We start from the raw sequence: 18,562 nt of genomic DNA, 5'->3' as shown, positions 1-18,562 counted from the left end.
GTTCAAAATCAAACATGCAGAATTCAAATAATGTTGTCGGGAAGCAGAGTAGTTACGACGAGCCAATGAATTCACCTGAAGAGAGGGTTAAGTCGTTTATTTCCCATTGGTATGAACAATGGTTGCAAGCCGAGGCAAAAAGCGAGACTGAAAAGAATAACGGTCAGGGGTTTGATTTTGGCTACTGGCGTGATCTTATGTCCGCTGTCGATAAAGCTCACTTTGTTGCCGGCAGTGGTTCAGGGTCTGACAATTCGTTTGGGCCCGCTGACTACGACCCGAATAACGAAAAAATCATTGAATGTGATATTCAAGGCGACTTTGCTCAAGTGCTTACCGAGCTGCGCCAGGATGAGGGTAGGCCTTCAAACTATCATGCCTACGAGCTCAAGTTAGATGCAGAAAAAGACTGGAAAATAACGCGGATACATACTCTTTTTCATCCTCCCAAAAGCCCGGTTATTGCCCCTGAACAACATGCTGATATTCTTGCTATGTCGAGCTCCGCTGCTCCGCTTATGAATAAACAAGAGAATTTAAACCTTAATGAACAGACTCTTTTTCAGCAAAACCGGCGTGTCACAATCCCGCATTTAGATGAAGGAGAGACAAAACTGGAAGAGGTTGGAAAGCTCCAAATTAGCTCAGGTATTCTCGGGATTCTAGATTTTGGCTATGATATTTACCGGTTTGAACCGCTGCAGCGAAAGGTAAAGCCCGGCGACTATCTCGTTGAAACAGTTACAGCATATAACCGGGTTGCCGGTATTCGGGTAAAGCTAAGTGAAAGCGAGCAGGCTGTAAAATGGTATGCAGCGAATACACCGAGCGGTAATGGCGTTTATGGTGTCGACGCTGGGAACTTGGCTATATTCGATGTTGCGAACCTTTTGGAATTAAGCCATTTGAGAAAAGAAAAACTCTTTAACGAATGGATTCTGGAGGGGAAAACAGAGCTGTTATCAATGACAGGGCAAGATGACTGCGTTATTTGCACCAGCGGTTTTGGCGATGGCGCTTATCCCGCATTTTGGGGCGTTAATGAGCAAGATGAAGTGGTCTCGCTGTACATTGATTTCATGATCCTTGTACAAGAAACTGAAAACGGCTCATATGAGTCGATTTAAAATATTCTGTCAGTACTTTGCAGCCTTTGAACAAACCGCTTATATTGGAAGCAGCGCTTAATAGGAAGAGGTAAGTCATTGCAACATGCATTGTTAGTGGTGAATCCGAAGAGTCGGAATGGTCACTCTGAGGTGCTAACAGAAGCTATCGATTTGCTCAGAAACTCCGGCATTGAGGTAGAGGTTTGCGTTACTGAGAGTGCATCTCATATGGCTTCCTGCATCGAAAATTACCGTGAGCAAGATGGTGTAGTTATTGTTGCCGGTGGCGATGGAACTATCAGCTCTGCGTTAGAGTCAATTTATAAAAGCAAACAAACCTTAGCCATTTTACCTATGGGTACGGCGAATGATTTTGCGCGGTCGCTGGGGCTGCCACAGGACGTTGTCCCGGCCGTACAGGCTATCATTGACGACGAGCGGGAACGCATAAACCTGGCAAAGGTGAACGGTAATTACTTTGTGAATGTTGCTCATGTTGGCTTAGGCGTAGAGGTGACCCGCGAGCTGACATCAGAAATGAAGAAGTATTTCGGAGTATTTGCTTATCTGGGTGCCTTTACCAGCGTGGTAAAGCGTAATAAAAGTTTTAAAGTCGCTATAAAAGCCGATGACTGGGAAGGCTCAGTAAGAGCTATTCATCTGGCGGTGGGTAATGGGCGCTTTTATGGTGGAGGGAATATTGTCGATGATGACTCCACATTGCTGGATGGACAACTGAACTTATTTTGTTTGAAGCCAATACGTTGGTGGCGGTTGCTATTGCTGGGGGTAAATTTCCGTCATGGTAATTTAGAAAAGGCAGAACGTGTGGTCTGTAAAAAAGCCCGGAAAATTAGCGTTAAAACTTCCAGGCCTAAGCGGATTCAGGCCGACGGTGAGTTTAAAACAGAGACACCGGCTGAGTTTGAAGTGATCCCAAAAGCTATTGAAGTTATTGTTGGCGATATGCCAGTGCCAAATAAAAACAAGGAATAATATGTCGATATTACGCACAGATAATCAGGCCGATAGCATGGAAATTCTGAAGCTCGTCATTGAGACAAAGGATTACTACCGTGAAATAGCGAAGGTGGTCGAGGATGATAGCCTTGCCAACGAGCTTGATAGTATTGCCAGTAAAAGAGCCTCCTTTATTGAGCCGTTTGAAAATATCGTTAAGGACTTCGGCGAGCTGCCGGCTAAACCCGACCCTGATAAAGAGCTGATGCAAATAATTGAAGGGGAGCTCACTCAATTTTTCTCTGCGGATTCTAAAACCGCTATTTTGGATAAGTGCCTGCAGGAAGATGAAGAGCTGGCATCTGTGGTAAATAGTACCAAACTGGGCGAAAATTCGGCGGAGTATCAGAAGCTACTCGACGCGTTGGCTGAGAACCTTAGTGCCACAAAAAAATCAATTCAGGCGTTAAAAAATTAGTATGTAATACGGCGAGCGGGTAAATAACCTAACCTACGATTCAGAACCATTCACACCTAAATTCCTACCGCTCACGCATTCCTTGTTTGTATCTGCACGGCAGAAAAGTGAGCAGAGAACCTTTGCAGGATTACGCCAATCCTGGGTTCTTTCAGTACATGAAGTTGTTTTTTGGGTTTGAGGTGTAGGAGAGCGTAAAAAAGTACTGCAAAACGGTGCATAAAAGGTCAGAATTAGAAGATACCGGATGTACAAAATTACCGTTTAGGCAGGGAAAGACGTTGTCACAAGAACAAAAACAATACGACATACATTGGCTGACGGGGCAGTTTTTCGATTCCAGCAAAGAGTCCCGGTATCGCGACTCCATTAAAGCGCGGGTACGTTTCGAGTCCCGTCTTGCATTGCCTCTGGTGTCGGTGGTTGTTGCCATGTTTGGCATTACTGATTACAACTTGCTGGGGTTAACCCGCGAGTTTTATTGGTTGCTTACTATGCGTATAGCCGTGGTGAGCTCTTGTCTTGTGCTGGCTTTCGCTATCGGGCGCTGGGGTGGTTATTCCCGTAACGCCTGGCTGCATAGTTTGCCGCTATGGATTCTGGCAACGGGCATTATTCTCATTGTTCCGTTGCGCCCGGAAAGTATTTCCACCCAGATAACCGCAGTGGTGGTTGCGATAATGGCTTTCTATCTTCTCATTCCAAACCTGCTCACAGTGGCAGCGTTAGCGAGCCTCTATTTAACCGTCGGATTTTTGTCTGCAGCGGCAGTTTATGCCGGAATTCCTTCAGAGAATGTGCTTCGCGTTAGTCTTTTGCTGATTATGGCCAATATTGTGGGCTACTGTGCTTTATTACGTATAGAGTTTCTGCAGCGCAAGCAATTTGCACTACTTCAGGATGAGCGTGATCAAAACCGTGATCTGCTCAAGGAAATAAAGCATCGAAAATCATTGGAAGCGCAATTGCGCATGGTGGCTGAGCGGGACGCTCTGACGGGGCTGGATAGCCGAAGCCATTTTATGAAGCGGGCCGAAGCTTTATTGCAACGAGCTCAGTTGGAAAAAACGCCGTTTTGCCTCTTTATGATCGACGTAGACCATTTTAAGCGCATTAATGATACCTGGGGTCATACTCGCGGAGATTTAATTTTGACGAAAATAGCCGAGGTTTGTGAACAGTCGCTGCGACCCACTGATGTTATAGGACGCTTTGGTGGTGAAGAGTTCGTCGTAGGCCTGCCGCATACCAGCCCCAGCGAAGCGCAAACCATAGCCGAGCGTCTCAAAGAGAACGTTGAAGCACTGCCATTAACCGACGAATTAAGTGAGTTGCGTTTGAGTGTTACTATAGGTATCGCAGTAGCACACGGAGAAGATGATGACCTGGACGCCCTCATCACACGTGCAGATAACATGCTGTATGAAGGTAAGCGCGAAGGCAGAAACAGGGTGGTGATGTTTGGAGAGGGGATGGATTCTTGAGTAATCAGCATTGATATCTAAATTACCTAAATGGATTGAGTATGGGGCGTTTGTGCTGGCGTTTGTCGCCGGCTGTATAAACGCTATTGGCTTGCTTGGTTTTGAACACCAGGCGGTTTCTCATGTTTCAGGTACTGCCACTTTGTTTGGTACCAGTATGCTATCGGGCTCTTTCGATGAGGTGCTGCATTTGGCCGGTGTGTTGTTCTCGTTTTTTGTCGGTGCCGGTCTGTCTGGATATCTATTGCACGGCACACAGCTAAAGTTAAGCCGTCGTTACGACATTGCTCTCGCAGCTGAATCACTGCTGATATTTGCTTCGTTTTACTTACTGTCTGAAGGATCATTTTACGGTCATTTCACCGCATCATTAGCCTGCGGTATGCAGAATGCCCTGGCAACGACGTACAGCGGTGCCATTGTACGGACCACGCACCTCACCGGTATTTTTACTGACTTAGGCATTATGTTTGGATCGGTTATGCGCGGCAAAGCTTTCGATAAAAGAAAAGCGGTATTGTTTGGATTAATCATTGCCGGCTTTGTTACCGGAGGAACATCCGGCGCCTATCTGTTCATGTTATTACAGTTCCAGGCGTTGTTAGTACCAGCCGTTATTTGTCTGGCGCTCGCTTTCTTGTATCGTGTGTATTATAGAAAATCAGGCCAGCATAAATAAACTCGCCTAAAAGGTGGCTATGTGCCGCTGGAGCTTGGGTGGGTTAATATTCTGAAATGAATTAATTAGGGGAAGTCATGCACGGAGAATATAAAGTACCAGGCGGTAAGTTAGTCGTTGCTGATGTTAATTTAGAAGATGGTTGTCTGAGTGAGGTCAGTATTTCAGGCGACTTTTTCTTAGAACCTGACTCTGCGCTAAACTTAATCAATGAGGCTTTAACCGGACTACCCGAAACATCAAGCCATAAAACGCTCGCTGCCGCAATTGATGAAGCACTTGATGAAGACGTAATGATGTTTGGTTTTTCCGCCGAAGCTGTTGCTACAGCTGTACGACGTGCCTTAGGTAAGGCGAGCAGCTGGTTAGATCATCAATTTACTCTTATTCCACCAGTAACACTGCCCGCAGCAGAACATGCCGCGTTAGACGAAGTGATAGCAGATTCAGTTGCCAAAGGTTTACGAGGCCCAACATTAAGATTTTGGGACTGGGACGATTCTGTGGTGGTTATCGGTTCTTTCCAGTCAGTAAAAAATGAAGTGGATATGGCCGCCGCGAAAGAGGCCAATGTCCAAGTTGTACGTCGGGCGACAGGTGGCGGTGCTATGTTCATGGAGCCCGGTAATTGCATTACTTACTCATTAACGGTACCCACCTCATTAGTCGATGGTATGAGCATTGAAAAGTCTTATGAGTTTTTAGATGCCTGGGTTTTGGCTGCGTTAGCTGAGGTTGGTATCAAAGCCTACTATAAACCGCTAAATGATATAGCTTCTGCGCAAGGCAAAATAGGCGGAGCAGCACAAAAACGCTTTGCCAATGGTGTTGTCGTGCATCATGCGACTCTCGCTTATGATATCGACGCCAATAAAATGCTACAGGTATTACGTACTGGCCGTGAGAAACTCTCGGATAAAGGGATTACCAGTGCCAATAAACGAGTTGACCCTATGCGTAGCCAGACAGGCTTAACCAGAACCGCCATTATCGATGCTTTTATGAATCAGTTTACCCAGGCTTATCAAACCCAGGTCGACGACTATTTACCGCAAGAGTTATCCGCGGCAAGGGCTCTGGTAGAAACAAAATATTTAACGGAAGAATGGTTATACAAGGTAACTTAAACATGGGAAGTTATTATAATTACCTTCCGTCCCGCTAAGAACCTGGCTAGCGCTGCAGAGCTGACCCTTGCCATTACGTACACAAAAAAACTCTCTTTACAGACATAAAACTCCGCGCTCCATACTGTCTAGATTGCTATGTTTAGTTTAGAGTATTTGCACGCTTTTAAAATATACCCTAATGGAGTATACTTTGATTTATAAGACAAAGGAATTTGCTTCTTTAATGAAAAAAGAAGCAATGTCTGACGAAGATCTGATTAATGCTTGCAAGGAAATGAGTAAAGGTCTTATTGATGCAGACTTAGGCGGTAATGTTTATAAAAAGCGTATTGCCTATAGCAATAAAGGAAAACGCGGCGGATATAGAACAATTGTTGGTGCTGTTATAGGTAACAAGTACTTTTTTCTCTATATATTTGCGAAAAATAAAAAGACTAATATCAGTTCTAAAGAGAAGGTTGCTTTAAAAGAGCTAGCTAGAATGTTCATCAGCTTTGATGAAAAGCGGTTATGTAAGCTTGTCAATGAGGGCGAGCTTATTGAGGTAGGTGATTTATGAGTGATATTTTAAAGTCTGTTCATAAAACGGCTAAGGGCCTGAAAAACTCGGGTGTGATAGATAAGACAACGATGCGCAAATTTGATGCGTTATGCTTGACCACTGTCCATGAATTTTCCGCTGAACAGGTTAGAGCTCTTAGACTGAAATATAAGTTATCACAGCCCGTATTCGCACAATACCTGAATGTCAGCGATAAACTGGTTAAGAAGTGGGAGCAGGGCGACAGTAAGCCACGCGGAGCGGCGCTTAAAATGCTTTCTATTGCCGAGAAAAAAGGTTTAGAAGTTATTGCTTAAACTAATTTGGAACCCTGAGAATGTACGTACCGAAGCATTTCGAGGAAGATGACAACGCAAAGTTGCACCAATATATTCGCGATTATGGTTTTGGTGTTTTAATCGTTGCCGATGATCAGGGCATTGAGGCAAACCATCTTCCTTTTCATTTAAGTTGTGAAGAAGGCGAATCTCATGGAACGCTTCAGTGTCACGTGGCACGTAATAACCCGGTATGGCAGCGTCTTAAAAATGGTGGTCGCGTGTTAGCCGTTTTTCAGGGGCCGGACGGTTACGTTTCTCCTTCGTGGTATCCCTCCAAAGCAGAAACCGGGCGAGTTGTACCAACCTGGAATTATCTGGCTGTGCATGCGGCAGGTAAAGCTAGGGTTGTTGAAGATGCAACTTGGCTGAAGCAACATTTAGCGAAACTAACAGATCAGCATGAGTCAGGAATGAAAGAGCCCTGGCAGGTAGATGATGCTCCTGAGGATTTCACCGACCGCTTAGTTAAGGCTATTGTTGGTATAGAGATAGAAATTGAAACGCTGACGGGTAAATTGAAAGCGAGCCAGAACTTGCCGGAACGAAATAGAGCAGGAGTTAAAGCAGGTCTTGAAGGCAGTGAGCAGCCGCAGAGCCGTGCAATGTCTAAATTCGTTAGTTAGCAAAAGCGGGCCGTTTGGGTTACTAGATAAATAAACCTAAGGAGAAACTCCTGTGCTACAAAACAGTTATGTTTGTCTGATGGCCGAATATAACCAATGGATGAATCTCAAACTCTATGATGCATGCTCTCAGTTATCTGACGAGCAACTCAGCGAGGACCGGGGGGCATTCTTTGGTTCTATAATAGGCACACTGAATCATCTGGCAGTTGCTGATACCATTTGGTTAAAGCGTATGTCTACCGACTTAAGCCATCACCAGGAACTAGACGCACTGTCCCGCCTATCTATGCCGCAGGCATTGAATACCATTCTCCATCCAAAACTAAAAGATCTGGCTGAATACAGGCAACATCTCGATAATCTATTTCTGTCGCTATCAAAAGTTGTAACGGACGGCGAATTGCAACAAACAGTCACCTACAAAAACACCAAAGGCATTGAGTTTAAGAAGGTGCTCTTTAGTTTACTGGTTCATGTTTTTAACCATCAAACACACCACCGAGGGCAAACCACTACGTTACTCTCACAAGCCGGTGTCGACGTTGGTGTCACTGATTTATTGGCTATTATTCCGGGCGAGTAGCGAAGCGTTAAGTTTTCTGTCATTAAACCGTCATGCCACTGACACATTCATTCGATAGCATCCGCCTCCGTGATTCAACCACAACAATTGAGCTTCGCTATATGTCCGTGATCCGAGTCTTATCTGTTATTTCCCTGCTAGTATGCCTGACCTTAACGAGCGCTTTTGGTGCCGAGTCCTCTCATTCCAATGATAATCTGGTATTGAGGTTTGCCGTGCTAGGCGATGCAGAGCCTAAGCCTAAAGCGGAATTCCCGGGTGTGTCAGCCGCGGTTGATGATGTAAACAAATTGGCGGAAAACGGCACTATGGATTTTGTTGTCGGGGTAGGTGACATTGCGCATAAAGGCACGGTGATTCAATACGAAAACGTGACACCGGTACTGCAGCGCCTGAGCCTGCCGTTCTATCCTATTATGGGCAACGAGGAGCATGGCTCTACTGTAGAGCGCTACCTGAAATATGCGAACTTGTGGAATGACGGTAAAATTTCCATAGAGAAACCAAGCTATGTTCTGGAGCGCGACTCTGTTGCTTTGGTGTTCGCTTCTCCGGATTTCGGTCGGGATTTTGGCGACGAGGGCATTGCCTGGATGAAGGAGCAAATAGAGCGTTTGGCTCCGAAACCTGTACTGCTTGTTGTTCACGGTGCACAAACGGGTGTGTACCCTGAAAATGCAGATAAAGGCGTGACGCATGAAGGGTTTAAAGACATTGTTGCGCAACCGAATTTAGCAGCAGTGCTGTCAGGCGACTTGCATATGGATATGGAACGAGTTAACCACTCTAAGCAAATTGACGGTGTTCATTATTTACATATGCCCGCACTGGAACGCACAAAAATACCGGACGAAACCCGTCACACGCCAATGTTCCGTGTGTTCAGTATTTTTGATGACGGACAGGTATTGGTAGAAACTTACCAGGTAGACGTTGAAAAACCGCTGGCGCGTCATGAATATCGGTTTGAACTCCCTGGTAAATAATGTTTTAAAAAGCCTGTCGGAATAGTTTCCGGCAGGCTATTCTCTATGTTTTTGCCCATCAACTAGCCTTTCTGATAAGTTGTAAAGATAAAGCAAACCTTCCCCAAAGTGCCTGAAGTATCGATAATATAAACAAGTTCAACTATCTCATTAAACGCACAAGGGATTGTAATGACACACTTCAAAATGGATGAAAAACTACCTAACTCTTTGCGATGGTTTATGAGCCAAAACCTGCATAACTTTGCTCCCTGGACCTTGTTGGACAGGAACTCCCAATACGAATTTATTACCGAAGGTGTTGGGGGAGGAGGAGCTGGCACAGGAAAGGTTTATGTTTTTGCTCGCCGTGAAGATAACGGTAATTTTGCGGGGTTGGAAATAGTTGCGAATAAAATTACTGATAGAGTGGTTTGTTTTCATCCATATGCTTTGGCCGGTGAATCGGAATTAAGCTGGAACGTCGTTAACGCAGTATACGAGGATGTATTCGTATTTGTGGGGAAGCAAGTTATGCCGGACATGCAGGCGATGGCAAGAGAGAAAGACGCTGCTGATTTATTCTGGAAAGAATAAAGGCGAGCTAACGTATTAACTACAAGGAGGTTTTATTTATGTCTTCACCGCAGGTTGGAGTGGGTGTTCTTATCATTCGAAATGGTCGTGTACTTCTGGGTAAAAGGAAAGGCGCTCACGGTGCTGGTACCTGGTCTGCGCCAGGCGGACATCTTGAATTTGGCGAGTCGATTGAAGACTGTGCACGACGTGAAGTTCTGGAAGAAACCGGGCTTGAACTGTCGAGTGTTCGGAGCGGGCCTTTCACCAACAATGTGTTTCAGGCAGATAATAAGCACTATGTAACCATTTTTGCGCTGGCGGAGCCTTTGAACGGAGAAGCTAAAACTCTGGAACCGGATAAGTGTGAAGGTTGGGACTGGTTTGACTGGAATGAGCTTCCGCAGCCGTTATTCCCGCCGTTAGCGACGCTTATCAGCCAGGGTTATACACCCCCGCTAACAAGCAACTCAAAAGCTTGAGCAGCAGAGCAAAAAAAGCTACCAATTATTGGTAGCTTTTTTGTTTTAGCTGGCTTATTCCGTAATCTAAATTAGAACGAGTAACGCACGCCCAATGCAAATGTGCGTGAGTAAATAGCGTTACTAAAGTTGAACAGATTATCGTTTCCTTCGCCGTAATAGCTCTGGTAAACGTCATCAAGAATATTAGTTGCATCAAATGTAACTACAAAATCATCGGTAACGTCGTAGCTAAATTGGAAATCTAAACTTTGTTCTGGACGATTCCAAAATTGTAATGGGTTAGCGAATATAGCTGCTTCATTGCCCGTGTAGAACTCTGAACGCCATACATAGGATAAACGCATGTCGAACGAGTCACGCTCGTAAATACCGACAATGCTGTATGATTCATCTGAAACACCAGCCATGTTCGAGTCAATATAATTAGAGATATTACCTTCTTCATCATAATCCGGGGTATCTTGTGACGAATCAAGCAAAGTGAAGCTGGCCTGTACGCCTAACCCGTCGAGCATAGAGGGTAAGTTTTCAGGGAAATAAACAGCCCCTAATTCAAAGCCAGACAACTCGCCATTAGACGCATTTACAGGTGCACTTAAAACATAAGGACGGGTTACACCATCATTACCTTCACGAACAACGGTTTTACGGCCAGGAACTACAAGCCCCTCTATTTCCCGCTTAAAGTAAGCACCATAAATTGAACTGGAATCTGCAAAATACCACTCTAATGATAAATCGTAGTTTTTCGATTCGGTCGGTTCAAGATCCGGATTACCGCCGGTGCCTTCACCATAAGTAGCACCTTCGGTGAGCGGGTCAGTCCAGTACTGCAGTGCGTTTAAGTCAGCAAAGGCAGGCATACGTAGAGTTTCGGTATAAGCAACACGACCAACAACATCGTCAGTAATATTCCAGTTTAACATTAAACTAGGCAGTATTTTGCTCGCCTCAGCTTTAGCTGAACTTGACTCAAACACATTAGTATTTGTGCCCGTTTCAGCTGTAAACGCCATATCTTGTTTATATTTAACGTAACGGACGCCAACTTCACCACTGATATTCTCTGTTAAGAAGAAATTTGTCGTAGCGTATAACGCATAAGATTCTTCTTGAATATCAAAGGTTTTATAGACATCTTCGGCTTCGAGCCCATAAATATCGCGTATTACACTGGCATTCTCAAGTAAGTAGCCGCCATCCGAAGTAATAAAGCTGTCGAATACATCGGCACGCCCATCGAGGTAGTCATCAACTTGGTACACTACGCCCGAACCATCGCCCGATGCACCACCGGCTTCCAGTTGTTCAATTAAACTGGCTACCGATGTATTTGCAATTCCACTTTCTTGAGTACGAGTAAAGGCTTCAGCTGTACGGTCTTCATAACGCCCACCAAACGTCACTTTATTAATGTAGGCATTACCAACTAAATACTCGGCATCAAAGGTAAAGGCTAAAGAGTCACCCCGGTTACCGTCGCCGTTATCATAGAGAGTGCCCGCGTTCCAGTTCTCAACCGCCGCCATATCGGCTTCGTTTACAGCAGTATTCGGGTCATCCCAAAATGAGATGCCAGGCATGCCATCATTATCATTGAAATCAACATCCAGGCCTGGCGCTACACGGTCAAAACGCATAGCAAAAAAGTCACTTTCATACTCACTTTCCTGGTACACAATTTCAGAGTTAATAGTCAAGTAATCGTTGGGTAGCCACTCGGCACCTAAGGCATATAGGTAACTATCCGTTTTTTCTGCGTTAGAGTCACCACTTTGAAAACCACCCGCACCAATCGCTTGCTTTTCTTTGACTACGTTAGTGCCATCAAAAACGACTGGCGTATCAATAGTGCCATTACCGTTTTCAAAAGTGTTTGAAAACCATAAAGCATTTTGAGAGTTATTTTCATACCCGGTATAAAAACCTTCCGCTGTAATCTCTAGTGTCTCATCAAGTGCCCATTGTAATGAAACAGAAGCTGCCGGACGTTTTCTTAGACCTGTAAAAGAAGTACCAAATATGGCATCACGGGCTAGTAAATACTCTGTCGGTACACCATTAACATCGAGCGTTGACCCCGGTGCTGTTGGCAATCCGCTTTCTCGGCCACCCTGCCAAATCAGATTATCTTGTGAATCTCTATTGGGAATACGTGAGTAAGGCGAATAACCTGTTGCTGGTTGATCGGTAAAAAATGGAAATGCTGCGCCTGCAGTAATAGTGTCATCGCGGTAATGAGTTTCTGCGTAAGACACATTAAGCAGTGCCCCGAACTCGCCTGCACCATCAATCTCCCAGCGATCACTGACCAGTGCACTGATATTGGGATCGATTTCATCCGGTTGATCTGAATAAATACCTCGGGCCGCTAAAACAAACTTTCCGTCATCGAAGTCGAATGGGCGATGAGTTTTTATGTCAATTGAACCTGCAATACCACGTTCAACGTGCGCCGCTGAACGGGTTTTATAAACGGTAACACCCGATAGTAAACTGGCAGGAATATCTTGTAGTGAGACGTCTCGACCCGCACCGGTAAAAATATTACGGCCGTTCACTGTCGTATGCACATCAGTTAAGCCGCGGATTGACACAGTGCTAACTTCGCCCGCACCACGCCCTGTAGTTTGCACACCGGTTACACGCTGCAATGCCTCAACTACGTTGTTATCAGGGAATTTACCGATATCTTCAGCAATAATTGCATCGACAATTTGCACACTGCCGCGCTTTTCAGCTAATGCCTGATTCAAACTGCCACGTATGCCTGATACCTGAATTACTTCCATAGCATCAGTGGATTCTTCTTGTTGCGCCGCATTTTCGTCTTCAGCTTGTTGCTGGGCTAAAGCCATTCCTGGCATTAAAGCCAGCATAATTGACGTTGCTAGTAATTTTTTCTTAAACATGAAAATTTCCCTTCCTATCTTGCCGCTAACTTTTTTTGTTTTATTGATAGTGGCGTTTATTATTCGAATAAAACCCGAAGGTAACCTTACTGCTATAAGTTATTGTTCTACTGCACTTGTCTTATAAAAAAATGCTGACATAAGGTGTCATTAGCGGGAGCCTGGTTAATGGACATCCCCTCCTTAAGTCCGCAGCTTGCTAAATCGAGCGTTAAACCAGAGTGACGTGAAATAACTTCCATAGCGCCGCTGCTATGAAGTTGTAGTTTCCACTGACCAGCATCACTCGCACACTCACCTGTGGTGACAGTTGCACCGGCGGCTAGTGAGTTATTTTCAATAGCCAGACACTTTTCGTTTGCTGTATTAACCAGATTTACAAAGCCGTGTTCGGCGTTGCGAATATGCCAGTGTTGCGAAGTCTCATTCATCCAATTCTGTTGTACTAATGTGTTGTTTTTCAGGCTGGCAACTTTGCCGCTTTGACGACTCTGCATTACGACCGGCTCATTCGTGCTTAACTGCCACTGGCCCTGCAATGTCTCGTCCGATTCAAGGTTGGTGAAGGACAAGTAGCCATTGTCGTCGGTGCTGACTTGCCATTTCTGGCAACTTTTATTTTCCCAGGCACTATTATCAGTGCCGCATTTGGCTGCTGTCAGAAACTCACCTTCAGCATTAGCCAGACGAAACTCACCGTGACCAACTGGGTCAATAACCCACTGGTTCTCGTTGGTGCATTCAGCTGTCGAATCAGCATCAGCCAAACATTGGTTATCTGCAGCATTACGAATAACAAAAGAGGTGCCTTGTGGAGTCACCTTGAATGGACCGTCTTCGCCTGAAGGTACTTTTATGGGTTCTCCTGCCGATACAGGCTCGCCAAAGTTCGGGGTTCCATCGTCGTTCCAGGTAAATGGTTGTGCCCGCAATGAGCGAGTCGCGCTGCACCCATCCGTTTCTTTGCTGTTGCCGTGGTATATGATCCAGTCTTCGGTACCGTCAGGAGAAGAAAAGAAGCCGTTATGTCCGGGACCATACACACCATTGCCGCGTTCAAAAACGGGTTCTGGGTTTTTCTCCCAATGGTCTGGATTCAGAGGGTCGCTCCCGGTTAGTTCGATAAGCCCCAACTTATAGTCCGGCGTGTCGCAATAACTGGCAGAGTAAATAACAAAGGTTCTGCCGTCTTTCTGTAAGGTTTCGGCTCCTTCAGTTACTGGGCGACCAGAGCGCTCCCAGTCGTATTCCGGGCGGGTTAATACCTTGCGCTCGCCGGTTATGGTCCACGGGTTTTCCATTTCAGCAATCCAGTTCAACTGAGCTTCGTCTTCCTGGCCGGCGTTTACCCATTCGGACCACAGTAAGTACAGTTTGTCGTCGTACTGTAGATAGTTTCCGTCAATGTTCCAGCTGTCAGGCATAGGTGAGCCTTTAAGCGTGTAAGGACCCATGGGATCATCACCGGCACTTTCGAGTACCGTTAAGTGTTGTCCGCCAAGATCTTCCTGACGGCCAGAAGTAAACATCATGTACCAACGGTAACCGTCGGGACCCTCTAACCGATGAAATTCGTATGCCCAAAAGTTACAGCAACGTTCAGCGCTTGTTTCTGACCAAAGGTAAACCGGCTCGGCGTCGGCCAGACCGGCTAAAGTTGGGGATTTACGCATGACGAGCTGAGACGTCCAGGTGGTCGTTGTCAGGTAATAGTTACCATCAAAGTACTCCAGCCAGGGGTCTGCGCCGTTTTCGTAAATTGGGTTTGTAAAAGTGTCAGATGCACTTTCTTCGGCGTAAGTGCCAAAAGCTGGCAGCAGGAAACCTGCGATGACCAATGCTTTTAACTTCAATGATGAAAACTTACCTAAAGCCATATTCTCGTCTGCCTTATTCTTATTCGTTTATTAACACTCGGCTAATGAGGTTGACGTTCACGTTAACTGTATTTGTATTACTATATTACGGTTGAGTGTATGACCAGTATTTAACCGTTGCAACCCTAATGTTAAAAAAAATCAGTTGACGTTTACGTTAACTGATTTTTTCAGAGCAAAAATAAGAGAAGCTTTTTCAGAGTTGATTAACTCCTCAAAACGCTTCCCTGTATAGGATGTCAGGCTGATTTTAGTCTTCTTTTATGAGCTCACTTTTGTAGTTTTCAAGTACCGACTTATCGATTTCTGGCCACCCATCCGACCAGTTAACCGGGGCTATTTTTAGCTTTTGCAATCCATTATCGGCGGCTTCATAAGCATGAAAAACTAAATAATCAGTGTCTCCAAAATTATAAATACTGTTGTGACCAACGCCGTACCATTCGTCATTACCCTTCAGCACGATAGAGCCACCACCTTTCGCCATATCGACACCGTCTTTATCGAGGTAAGGGCCTTTTACATCTTTTGAACGACCAACGGCCATATGGTAGGTGCTATCTGCTCCCCGGCAGCATTTTCCATAGGAAACGAATAAGTAGTAGTAATCGTTATGCTTGAAAATAAAGGGCGCTTCAATTTCAGCAGGTCCGGCTTCAGCGTCAGGTGTAAACGCGGGTCGGTCGAGTTTAGCCAGGGTATACCACTCTTCGGGCTGGGCAATCTCGGTCAGGTTATCTTTCATTTTTACCAGCTTCATACCAGCCCAGAAAGAACCAAAACTCATCCAGGGCGTACCGTCGTCATCAATAATGATGTTCGGATCAATTGCATTCCAGAGGTCACGGTTAGGTACCGACTGAACGACAATGCCTTTGTCTTCCCATTCGTACTCAGAAGAGTCTTGGTCTAAAGTTTTATTCACTGTCACGCCAATAGCAGAAGTATTTTCGCCAAATTGTGAAACAGAATAATACAGGTAGTACTGATCATTGTGGTGAAAAACATCCGGAGCCCATAAGTGACCACCAAATTCTGGTGCAACTTCTTTAGCCCACTCGGGTTCGCCGGCAAAAACGCGTCCTTCATGTTGCCAGTTTTCCATATCGTCTGAGCTATAAAACGTAATACCAGGGCCGGTGGAAAAGAGGTAATAGGTATCCCCTTCTTTAGCCATGACCGGATCGTGAATACTCACTTGTTCTGCATTGACGAAGGAACTCAGGCTGATAGAAGCTGAGATGGCCAGTGCGCTAAGCCACTTAACTGAATTGTTTTTAGGCATAGGTGGAACCCCTTATTTATCTATGTACGCTTTAATTATAAGAAAATTATTTACGTTAACGTAAACTGAATTACCTACTGTCAGGTATCTTGACACCCACTTATAAGTAATACAATATGACCAATCAAAAAATTCGATAACAAATTTATAATGATGTGCCGGACGGGGGATGTGTGAAAACACAAAAATTAACAACGCTGGAGAAGGTTGGTTTTGGCTCTGGGGATATGGCTGTAAACGTCGTCATATCCTCCATGATGCTCATTATAACTTTCTTCTACACCGATATTTTCGGTCTAAAACCTGAAGATGTCGGGCTACTTTTACTTTTAGTCCGGTTTGTAGATGCTTTCACCGACCCGTTGATGGGGGTTATTACGGACAAAGTGGATACTCGCTGGGGACGTTATCGTCCTTATTTTTTATTCTTCTCCGTTCCCTTTGGCATTTCTGTTTTCCTGACATTTACCACGCCTGATTTAGACTACGCCAGCAAGTTAGTGTGGGCATATTCCACTTATATCTTCATGACTATCATGACGACGGCGGTCACTATCCCTTACATCTCGCTTATTGGGGTGCTGACCAACGACCCTAAAGACCGCTTGTCTGCCAACGGTTATCGTCTGTTTTTTGCGAAAATAGCGGCGTTTCTGGTCACTATTATTGTACCTATTTTGGCGGCGCGCTGGGGCGAAGGGCAGGAAGCTCAGGGCTATCAGTTTGCTATGGGGCTAATGGCTTTAATGGCAACAATACTCTTCCTGTTTTGCTTCTTTACAACAACAGAGCGGGTACGTCATGAAATTAACCCGAAATCGTTGTGGCAGCAGTTTAAAGTCCTGTTAAAAAATGACCAATGGCAAGTTCTGGTGGGCGCCTGTGTTCTGGGAACTATAGGTTATGTCATTCGTGGTTCTGTCGCGGCTTACTATGCTAAGTATTATCTCGGGGGAGGAAGTACTCTGTTATCAATGTTCCTGGCGACAGGGGTGATAGCCGCATTACTCGCTATGATAGCGTCTACCTGGATCACTAAGCGCTATTGCAAAGTAAAGTTGTTTCGCTATAGCCAGGTAGCCGTTGGTGTATTAAGTGTCATGTTGTTCTTTTTCGTTAACCCTAACGACGTTGTCATGGCTTTTGTCTTGTATTTTCTTGTGTCTTTCGTGGTTGATTTGCATGCTCCCGTCTTCTGGTCAGCTATATCAGAGTCTGTCGATTACGGTCACCATGAAACCGGTGAACGGGTTTCGGGTCTTGCTTTTGGTGGTATTTCTTTTGCGCAAAAAGCGGGAATGGGGCTAGCTGGATTTATTGTCGGGTCTCTTCTGACCTTTTTCGGTTACGTTCCTGACCAGGAACAGTCAGACTTTGCGCTGTTTGGCATTGCCCTGATGCTTAGTGTTGTTCCGGGCTTATTCCATACGTTAACAGGCATGCTGATGTTTAAATATAAAATTACAGACAGTTACTTCAAGACCATCAAAGCCGATGGGTTAGAAGGCGAAGAAGTGGTTATTCCAACGTTAAAATCTGAAAAGAAATAAAGTATTAACAATAGCGATAGAGGGCATATGTCAATTTTAAAACCTTTAATAGAACAACGAGCTGATCCTTTTATTTATAAGCATAGCGATGGATTCTATTACTTTACTGCGTCGGTGCCCGCCTACGACAGAATAGAGTTAAGAAGAGCGCAGACTATAGAGGGGCTTGCTGCTGCTGAAACGGTCTCGGTATGGCATAAGCCGGATACCGGCCCTTATTCTGAGCTTATCTGGGCTCCTGAAATTCATTTCAATGAAGGCGCCTGGTATGTGTATTTTGCCGCGGCTCCCAGTCGCGAAATTAAAGATGATTTGTTCCAGCATCGTATGTACGCCATTCGCTGTAAAGACGAAAATCCGCTAACTGGGGAGTGGGAATTTCTGGGGCAGATAGACACGGGTATTGATACCTTTTGTCTTGATGCAACTACCTTTACTCACAAGGGCCAGCTTTACTACATGTGGGCTCAAAAAGAGAAAGACATTCCGGGTAACTCTAACCTTCTGATCGCGACGATGGAGAACCCATGGACGCTGTCGTCAGAGCCTGTTCGCCTGACCATTCCTGAATTTGAGTGGGAGTGCCGAGGCTTTATGGTAAATGAAGGACCCGCGGTGCTGCAGCGTAACGGTAAAGTCTTCGTGACTTACTCTGCCAGCGCAACCGACGAAAACTACGCCATGGGTCTATTGTGGGCGGATGAAAACGCCGATTTAATGGATCCGTCCAGCTGGCATAAGTCGACAAAACCTGTGTTAGTAAGCGAACCCAAAGATGACGTTTTCGGTCCCGGACATAACAGTTTTACTGTCGCCGAAGACGATGAGTCTGTGCTGCTCGTTTACCATGCCCGTACTTACACTGAAATTGAAGGTGACCCATTGTGGGATCCAAACCGCCATACTTATGTGAAGCATTTACGCTGGGATGAAGATGGCATGCCCGTTTTTGGCAAAGCGTCCAGAGACGAGTAACAACGA

The 18,562-nt window shown here is 45.3% G+C and carries 18 protein-coding genes; 15 read left to right on the top strand and 3 right to left on the bottom strand.

Annotated features, from left to right (window positions below; genetic code table 11):
* Positions 1-14: 14 nt before the first annotated feature.
* The 13 genes from DET62_RS08925 (at position 15) to DET62_RS08865 (ending at position 9,954) form a co-directional block, all read left to right on the top strand.
* Positions 15-1,127 (top strand): DUF4241 domain-containing protein, encoded by a 1,113-nt coding sequence (locus DET62_RS08925; RefSeq protein ID WP_110014204.1) that lies wholly within the window; start codon positions 15-17, stop codon positions 1,125-1,127.
* A 78-nt stretch (positions 1,128-1,205) separates the two neighbouring features.
* Positions 1,206-2,105 (top strand): lipid kinase, encoded by a 900-nt coding sequence (locus DET62_RS08920; protein ID WP_110014203.1) that lies wholly within the window; start codon positions 1,206-1,208, stop codon positions 2,103-2,105.
* A gap of 1 nt (position 2,106) precedes the next feature.
* Positions 2,107-2,547 (top strand): hypothetical protein, encoded by a 441-nt coding sequence (locus DET62_RS08915; RefSeq protein WP_110014202.1) that lies wholly within the window; start codon positions 2,107-2,109, stop codon positions 2,545-2,547.
* 281 nt (positions 2,548-2,828) lie between these two features.
* Positions 2,829-4,031: a diguanylate cyclase gene (locus DET62_RS08910; RefSeq protein WP_110014201.1), complete on the top strand. Its 1,203-nt coding sequence runs from the start codon at positions 2,829-2,831 to the stop codon at positions 4,029-4,031.
* 10 nt (positions 4,032-4,041) lie between these two features.
* Positions 4,042-4,710: a YoaK family protein gene (locus DET62_RS08905; protein WP_110014200.1), complete on the top strand. Its 669-nt coding sequence runs from the start codon at positions 4,042-4,044 to the stop codon at positions 4,708-4,710.
* Between the two features lie 77 nt (positions 4,711-4,787).
* On the top strand, positions 4,788-5,837 hold the full coding sequence (locus DET62_RS08900; protein WP_110014199.1) for a biotin/lipoate A/B protein ligase family protein: 1,050 nt from the start codon (positions 4,788-4,790) through the stop codon (positions 5,835-5,837).
* A 181-nt stretch (positions 5,838-6,018) separates the two neighbouring features.
* Positions 6,019-6,399 carry a type II toxin-antitoxin system RelE/ParE family toxin gene (locus DET62_RS08895; protein WP_110014198.1) on the top strand — a complete coding sequence of 127 codons (381 nt, stop codon included), beginning with the start codon at positions 6,019-6,021 and terminating at the stop codon, positions 6,397-6,399.
* A complete protein-coding gene (locus tag DET62_RS08890) occupies positions 6,396-6,698 on the top strand; it encodes a DNA-binding transcriptional regulator (RefSeq protein WP_011233564.1) in 303 nt (100 codons plus the stop codon). The genes DET62_RS08895 and DET62_RS08890 overlap by 4 nt, the downstream gene beginning before the upstream one ends.
* Before the next feature lie 20 nt (positions 6,699-6,718).
* Positions 6,719-7,345, top strand: coding sequence for an FMN-binding negative transcriptional regulator (locus tag DET62_RS08885; protein WP_110014197.1), 627 nt, complete (start codon positions 6,719-6,721; stop codon positions 7,343-7,345).
* Between the two features lie 52 nt (positions 7,346-7,397).
* Positions 7,398-7,931, top strand: coding sequence for a DinB family protein (locus DET62_RS08880; protein ID WP_110014196.1), 534 nt, complete (start codon positions 7,398-7,400; stop codon positions 7,929-7,931).
* A 215-nt stretch (positions 7,932-8,146) separates the two neighbouring features.
* On the top strand, positions 8,147-8,917 hold the full coding sequence (locus DET62_RS08875; RefSeq protein WP_243833597.1) for a metallophosphoesterase: 771 nt from the start codon (positions 8,147-8,149) through the stop codon (positions 8,915-8,917).
* Between the two features lie 171 nt (positions 8,918-9,088).
* Complete coding sequence (locus DET62_RS08870) at positions 9,089-9,493, top strand: hypothetical protein (RefSeq protein ID WP_110014194.1); 405 nt, start codon at positions 9,089-9,091, stop codon at positions 9,491-9,493.
* Between the two features lie 38 nt (positions 9,494-9,531).
* The gene (locus tag DET62_RS08865) at positions 9,532-9,954 is read left to right on the top strand and encodes an NUDIX hydrolase (RefSeq protein ID WP_034818820.1); all 423 of its coding nucleotides are present in this window, start codon (positions 9,532-9,534) and stop codon (positions 9,952-9,954) included.
* Positions 9,955-10,025: 71 nt separating this feature from the next.
* On the opposite strand, the gene DET62_RS08860 is transcribed toward DET62_RS08865, so the two are convergent.
* The 3 genes from DET62_RS08860 to DET62_RS08850 form a co-directional block, all read right to left on the bottom strand.
* Positions 10,026-12,869, bottom strand: a complete 2,844-nt coding sequence (locus DET62_RS08860; RefSeq protein ID WP_110014193.1) for a TonB-dependent receptor — start codon at positions 12,867-12,869, stop codon at positions 10,026-10,028.
* A 107-nt stretch (positions 12,870-12,976) separates the two neighbouring features.
* Entirely contained in the window at positions 12,977-14,746 is a 1,770-nt protein-coding gene (locus tag DET62_RS08855; protein ID WP_110014192.1) for a family 43 glycosylhydrolase, read from the bottom strand.
* 250 nt (positions 14,747-14,996) lie between these two features.
* Positions 14,997-16,031, bottom strand: coding sequence for an arabinan endo-1,5-alpha-L-arabinosidase (locus tag DET62_RS08850; protein WP_110014191.1), 1,035 nt, complete (start codon positions 16,029-16,031; stop codon positions 14,997-14,999).
* Between the two features lie 173 nt (positions 16,032-16,204).
* Between DET62_RS08850 and DET62_RS08845 the strand changes: the two genes are divergently transcribed.
* Together DET62_RS08845 and DET62_RS08840 are read left to right on the top strand one after the other, a co-directional pair.
* Complete coding sequence (locus DET62_RS08845; RefSeq protein ID WP_110014190.1) at positions 16,205-17,581, top strand: MFS transporter; 1,377 nt, start codon at positions 16,205-16,207, stop codon at positions 17,579-17,581.
* 27 nt (positions 17,582-17,608) lie between these two features.
* Positions 17,609-18,556, top strand: coding sequence for a glycoside hydrolase family 43 protein (locus DET62_RS08840; RefSeq protein ID WP_110014189.1), 948 nt, complete (start codon positions 17,609-17,611; stop codon positions 18,554-18,556).
* The last annotated feature ends 6 nt before the right edge of the window (positions 18,557-18,562 follow it).

It is taken from the genome of Idiomarina sp. H2, from assembly GCF_004364275.1.
In the GTDB taxonomy this organism is placed as follows: domain Bacteria; phylum Pseudomonadota; class Gammaproteobacteria; order Enterobacterales; family Alteromonadaceae; genus Idiomarina; species Idiomarina loihiensis.
The sequence above is the reverse complement of the archived record's forward strand: the minus strand, read 5'-3'. Positions and strand labels throughout refer to the sequence as shown.

What these genes read in the sequence shown, in the direction of transcription:
- DET62_RS08925 (WP_110014204.1), top strand. Translation starts at nt 15, where the DNA reads ATGCAGAATTCAAATAATGTTGTCGGGAAGCAGAGTAGTTACGACGAG.
- DET62_RS08915 (WP_110014202.1), top strand. Translation starts at nt 2,107, where the DNA reads ATGTCGATATTACGCACAGATAATCAGGCCGATAGCATGGAAATTCTG.
- DET62_RS08900 (WP_110014199.1), top strand. Translation starts at nt 4,788, where the DNA reads ATGCACGGAGAATATAAAGTACCAGGCGGTAAGTTAGTCGTTGCTGAT.
- DET62_RS08895 (WP_110014198.1), top strand. Translation starts at nt 6,019, where the DNA reads ATGGAGTATACTTTGATTTATAAGACAAAGGAATTTGCTTCTTTAATG.
- DET62_RS08890 (WP_011233564.1), top strand. Translation starts at nt 6,396, where the DNA reads ATGAGTGATATTTTAAAGTCTGTTCATAAAACGGCTAAGGGCCTGAAA.
- DET62_RS08885 (WP_110014197.1), top strand. Translation starts at nt 6,719, where the DNA reads ATGTACGTACCGAAGCATTTCGAGGAAGATGACAACGCAAAGTTGCAC.
- DET62_RS08870 (WP_110014194.1), top strand. Translation starts at nt 9,089, where the DNA reads ATGACACACTTCAAAATGGATGAAAAACTACCTAACTCTTTGCGATGG.
- DET62_RS08865 (WP_034818820.1), top strand. Translation starts at nt 9,532, where the DNA reads ATGTCTTCACCGCAGGTTGGAGTGGGTGTTCTTATCATTCGAAATGGT.
- DET62_RS08860 (WP_110014193.1), bottom strand. Translation starts at nt 12,869, where the DNA reads ATGTTTAAGAAAAAATTACTAGCAACGTCAATTATGCTGGCTTTAATG.
- DET62_RS08855 (WP_110014192.1), bottom strand. Translation starts at nt 14,746, where the DNA reads ATGGCTTTAGGTAAGTTTTCATCATTGAAGTTAAAAGCATTGGTCATC.
- DET62_RS08850 (WP_110014191.1), bottom strand. Translation starts at nt 16,031, where the DNA reads ATGCCTAAAAACAATTCAGTTAAGTGGCTTAGCGCACTGGCCATCTCA.
- DET62_RS08840 (WP_110014189.1), top strand. Translation starts at nt 17,609, where the DNA reads ATGTCAATTTTAAAACCTTTAATAGAACAACGAGCTGATCCTTTTATT.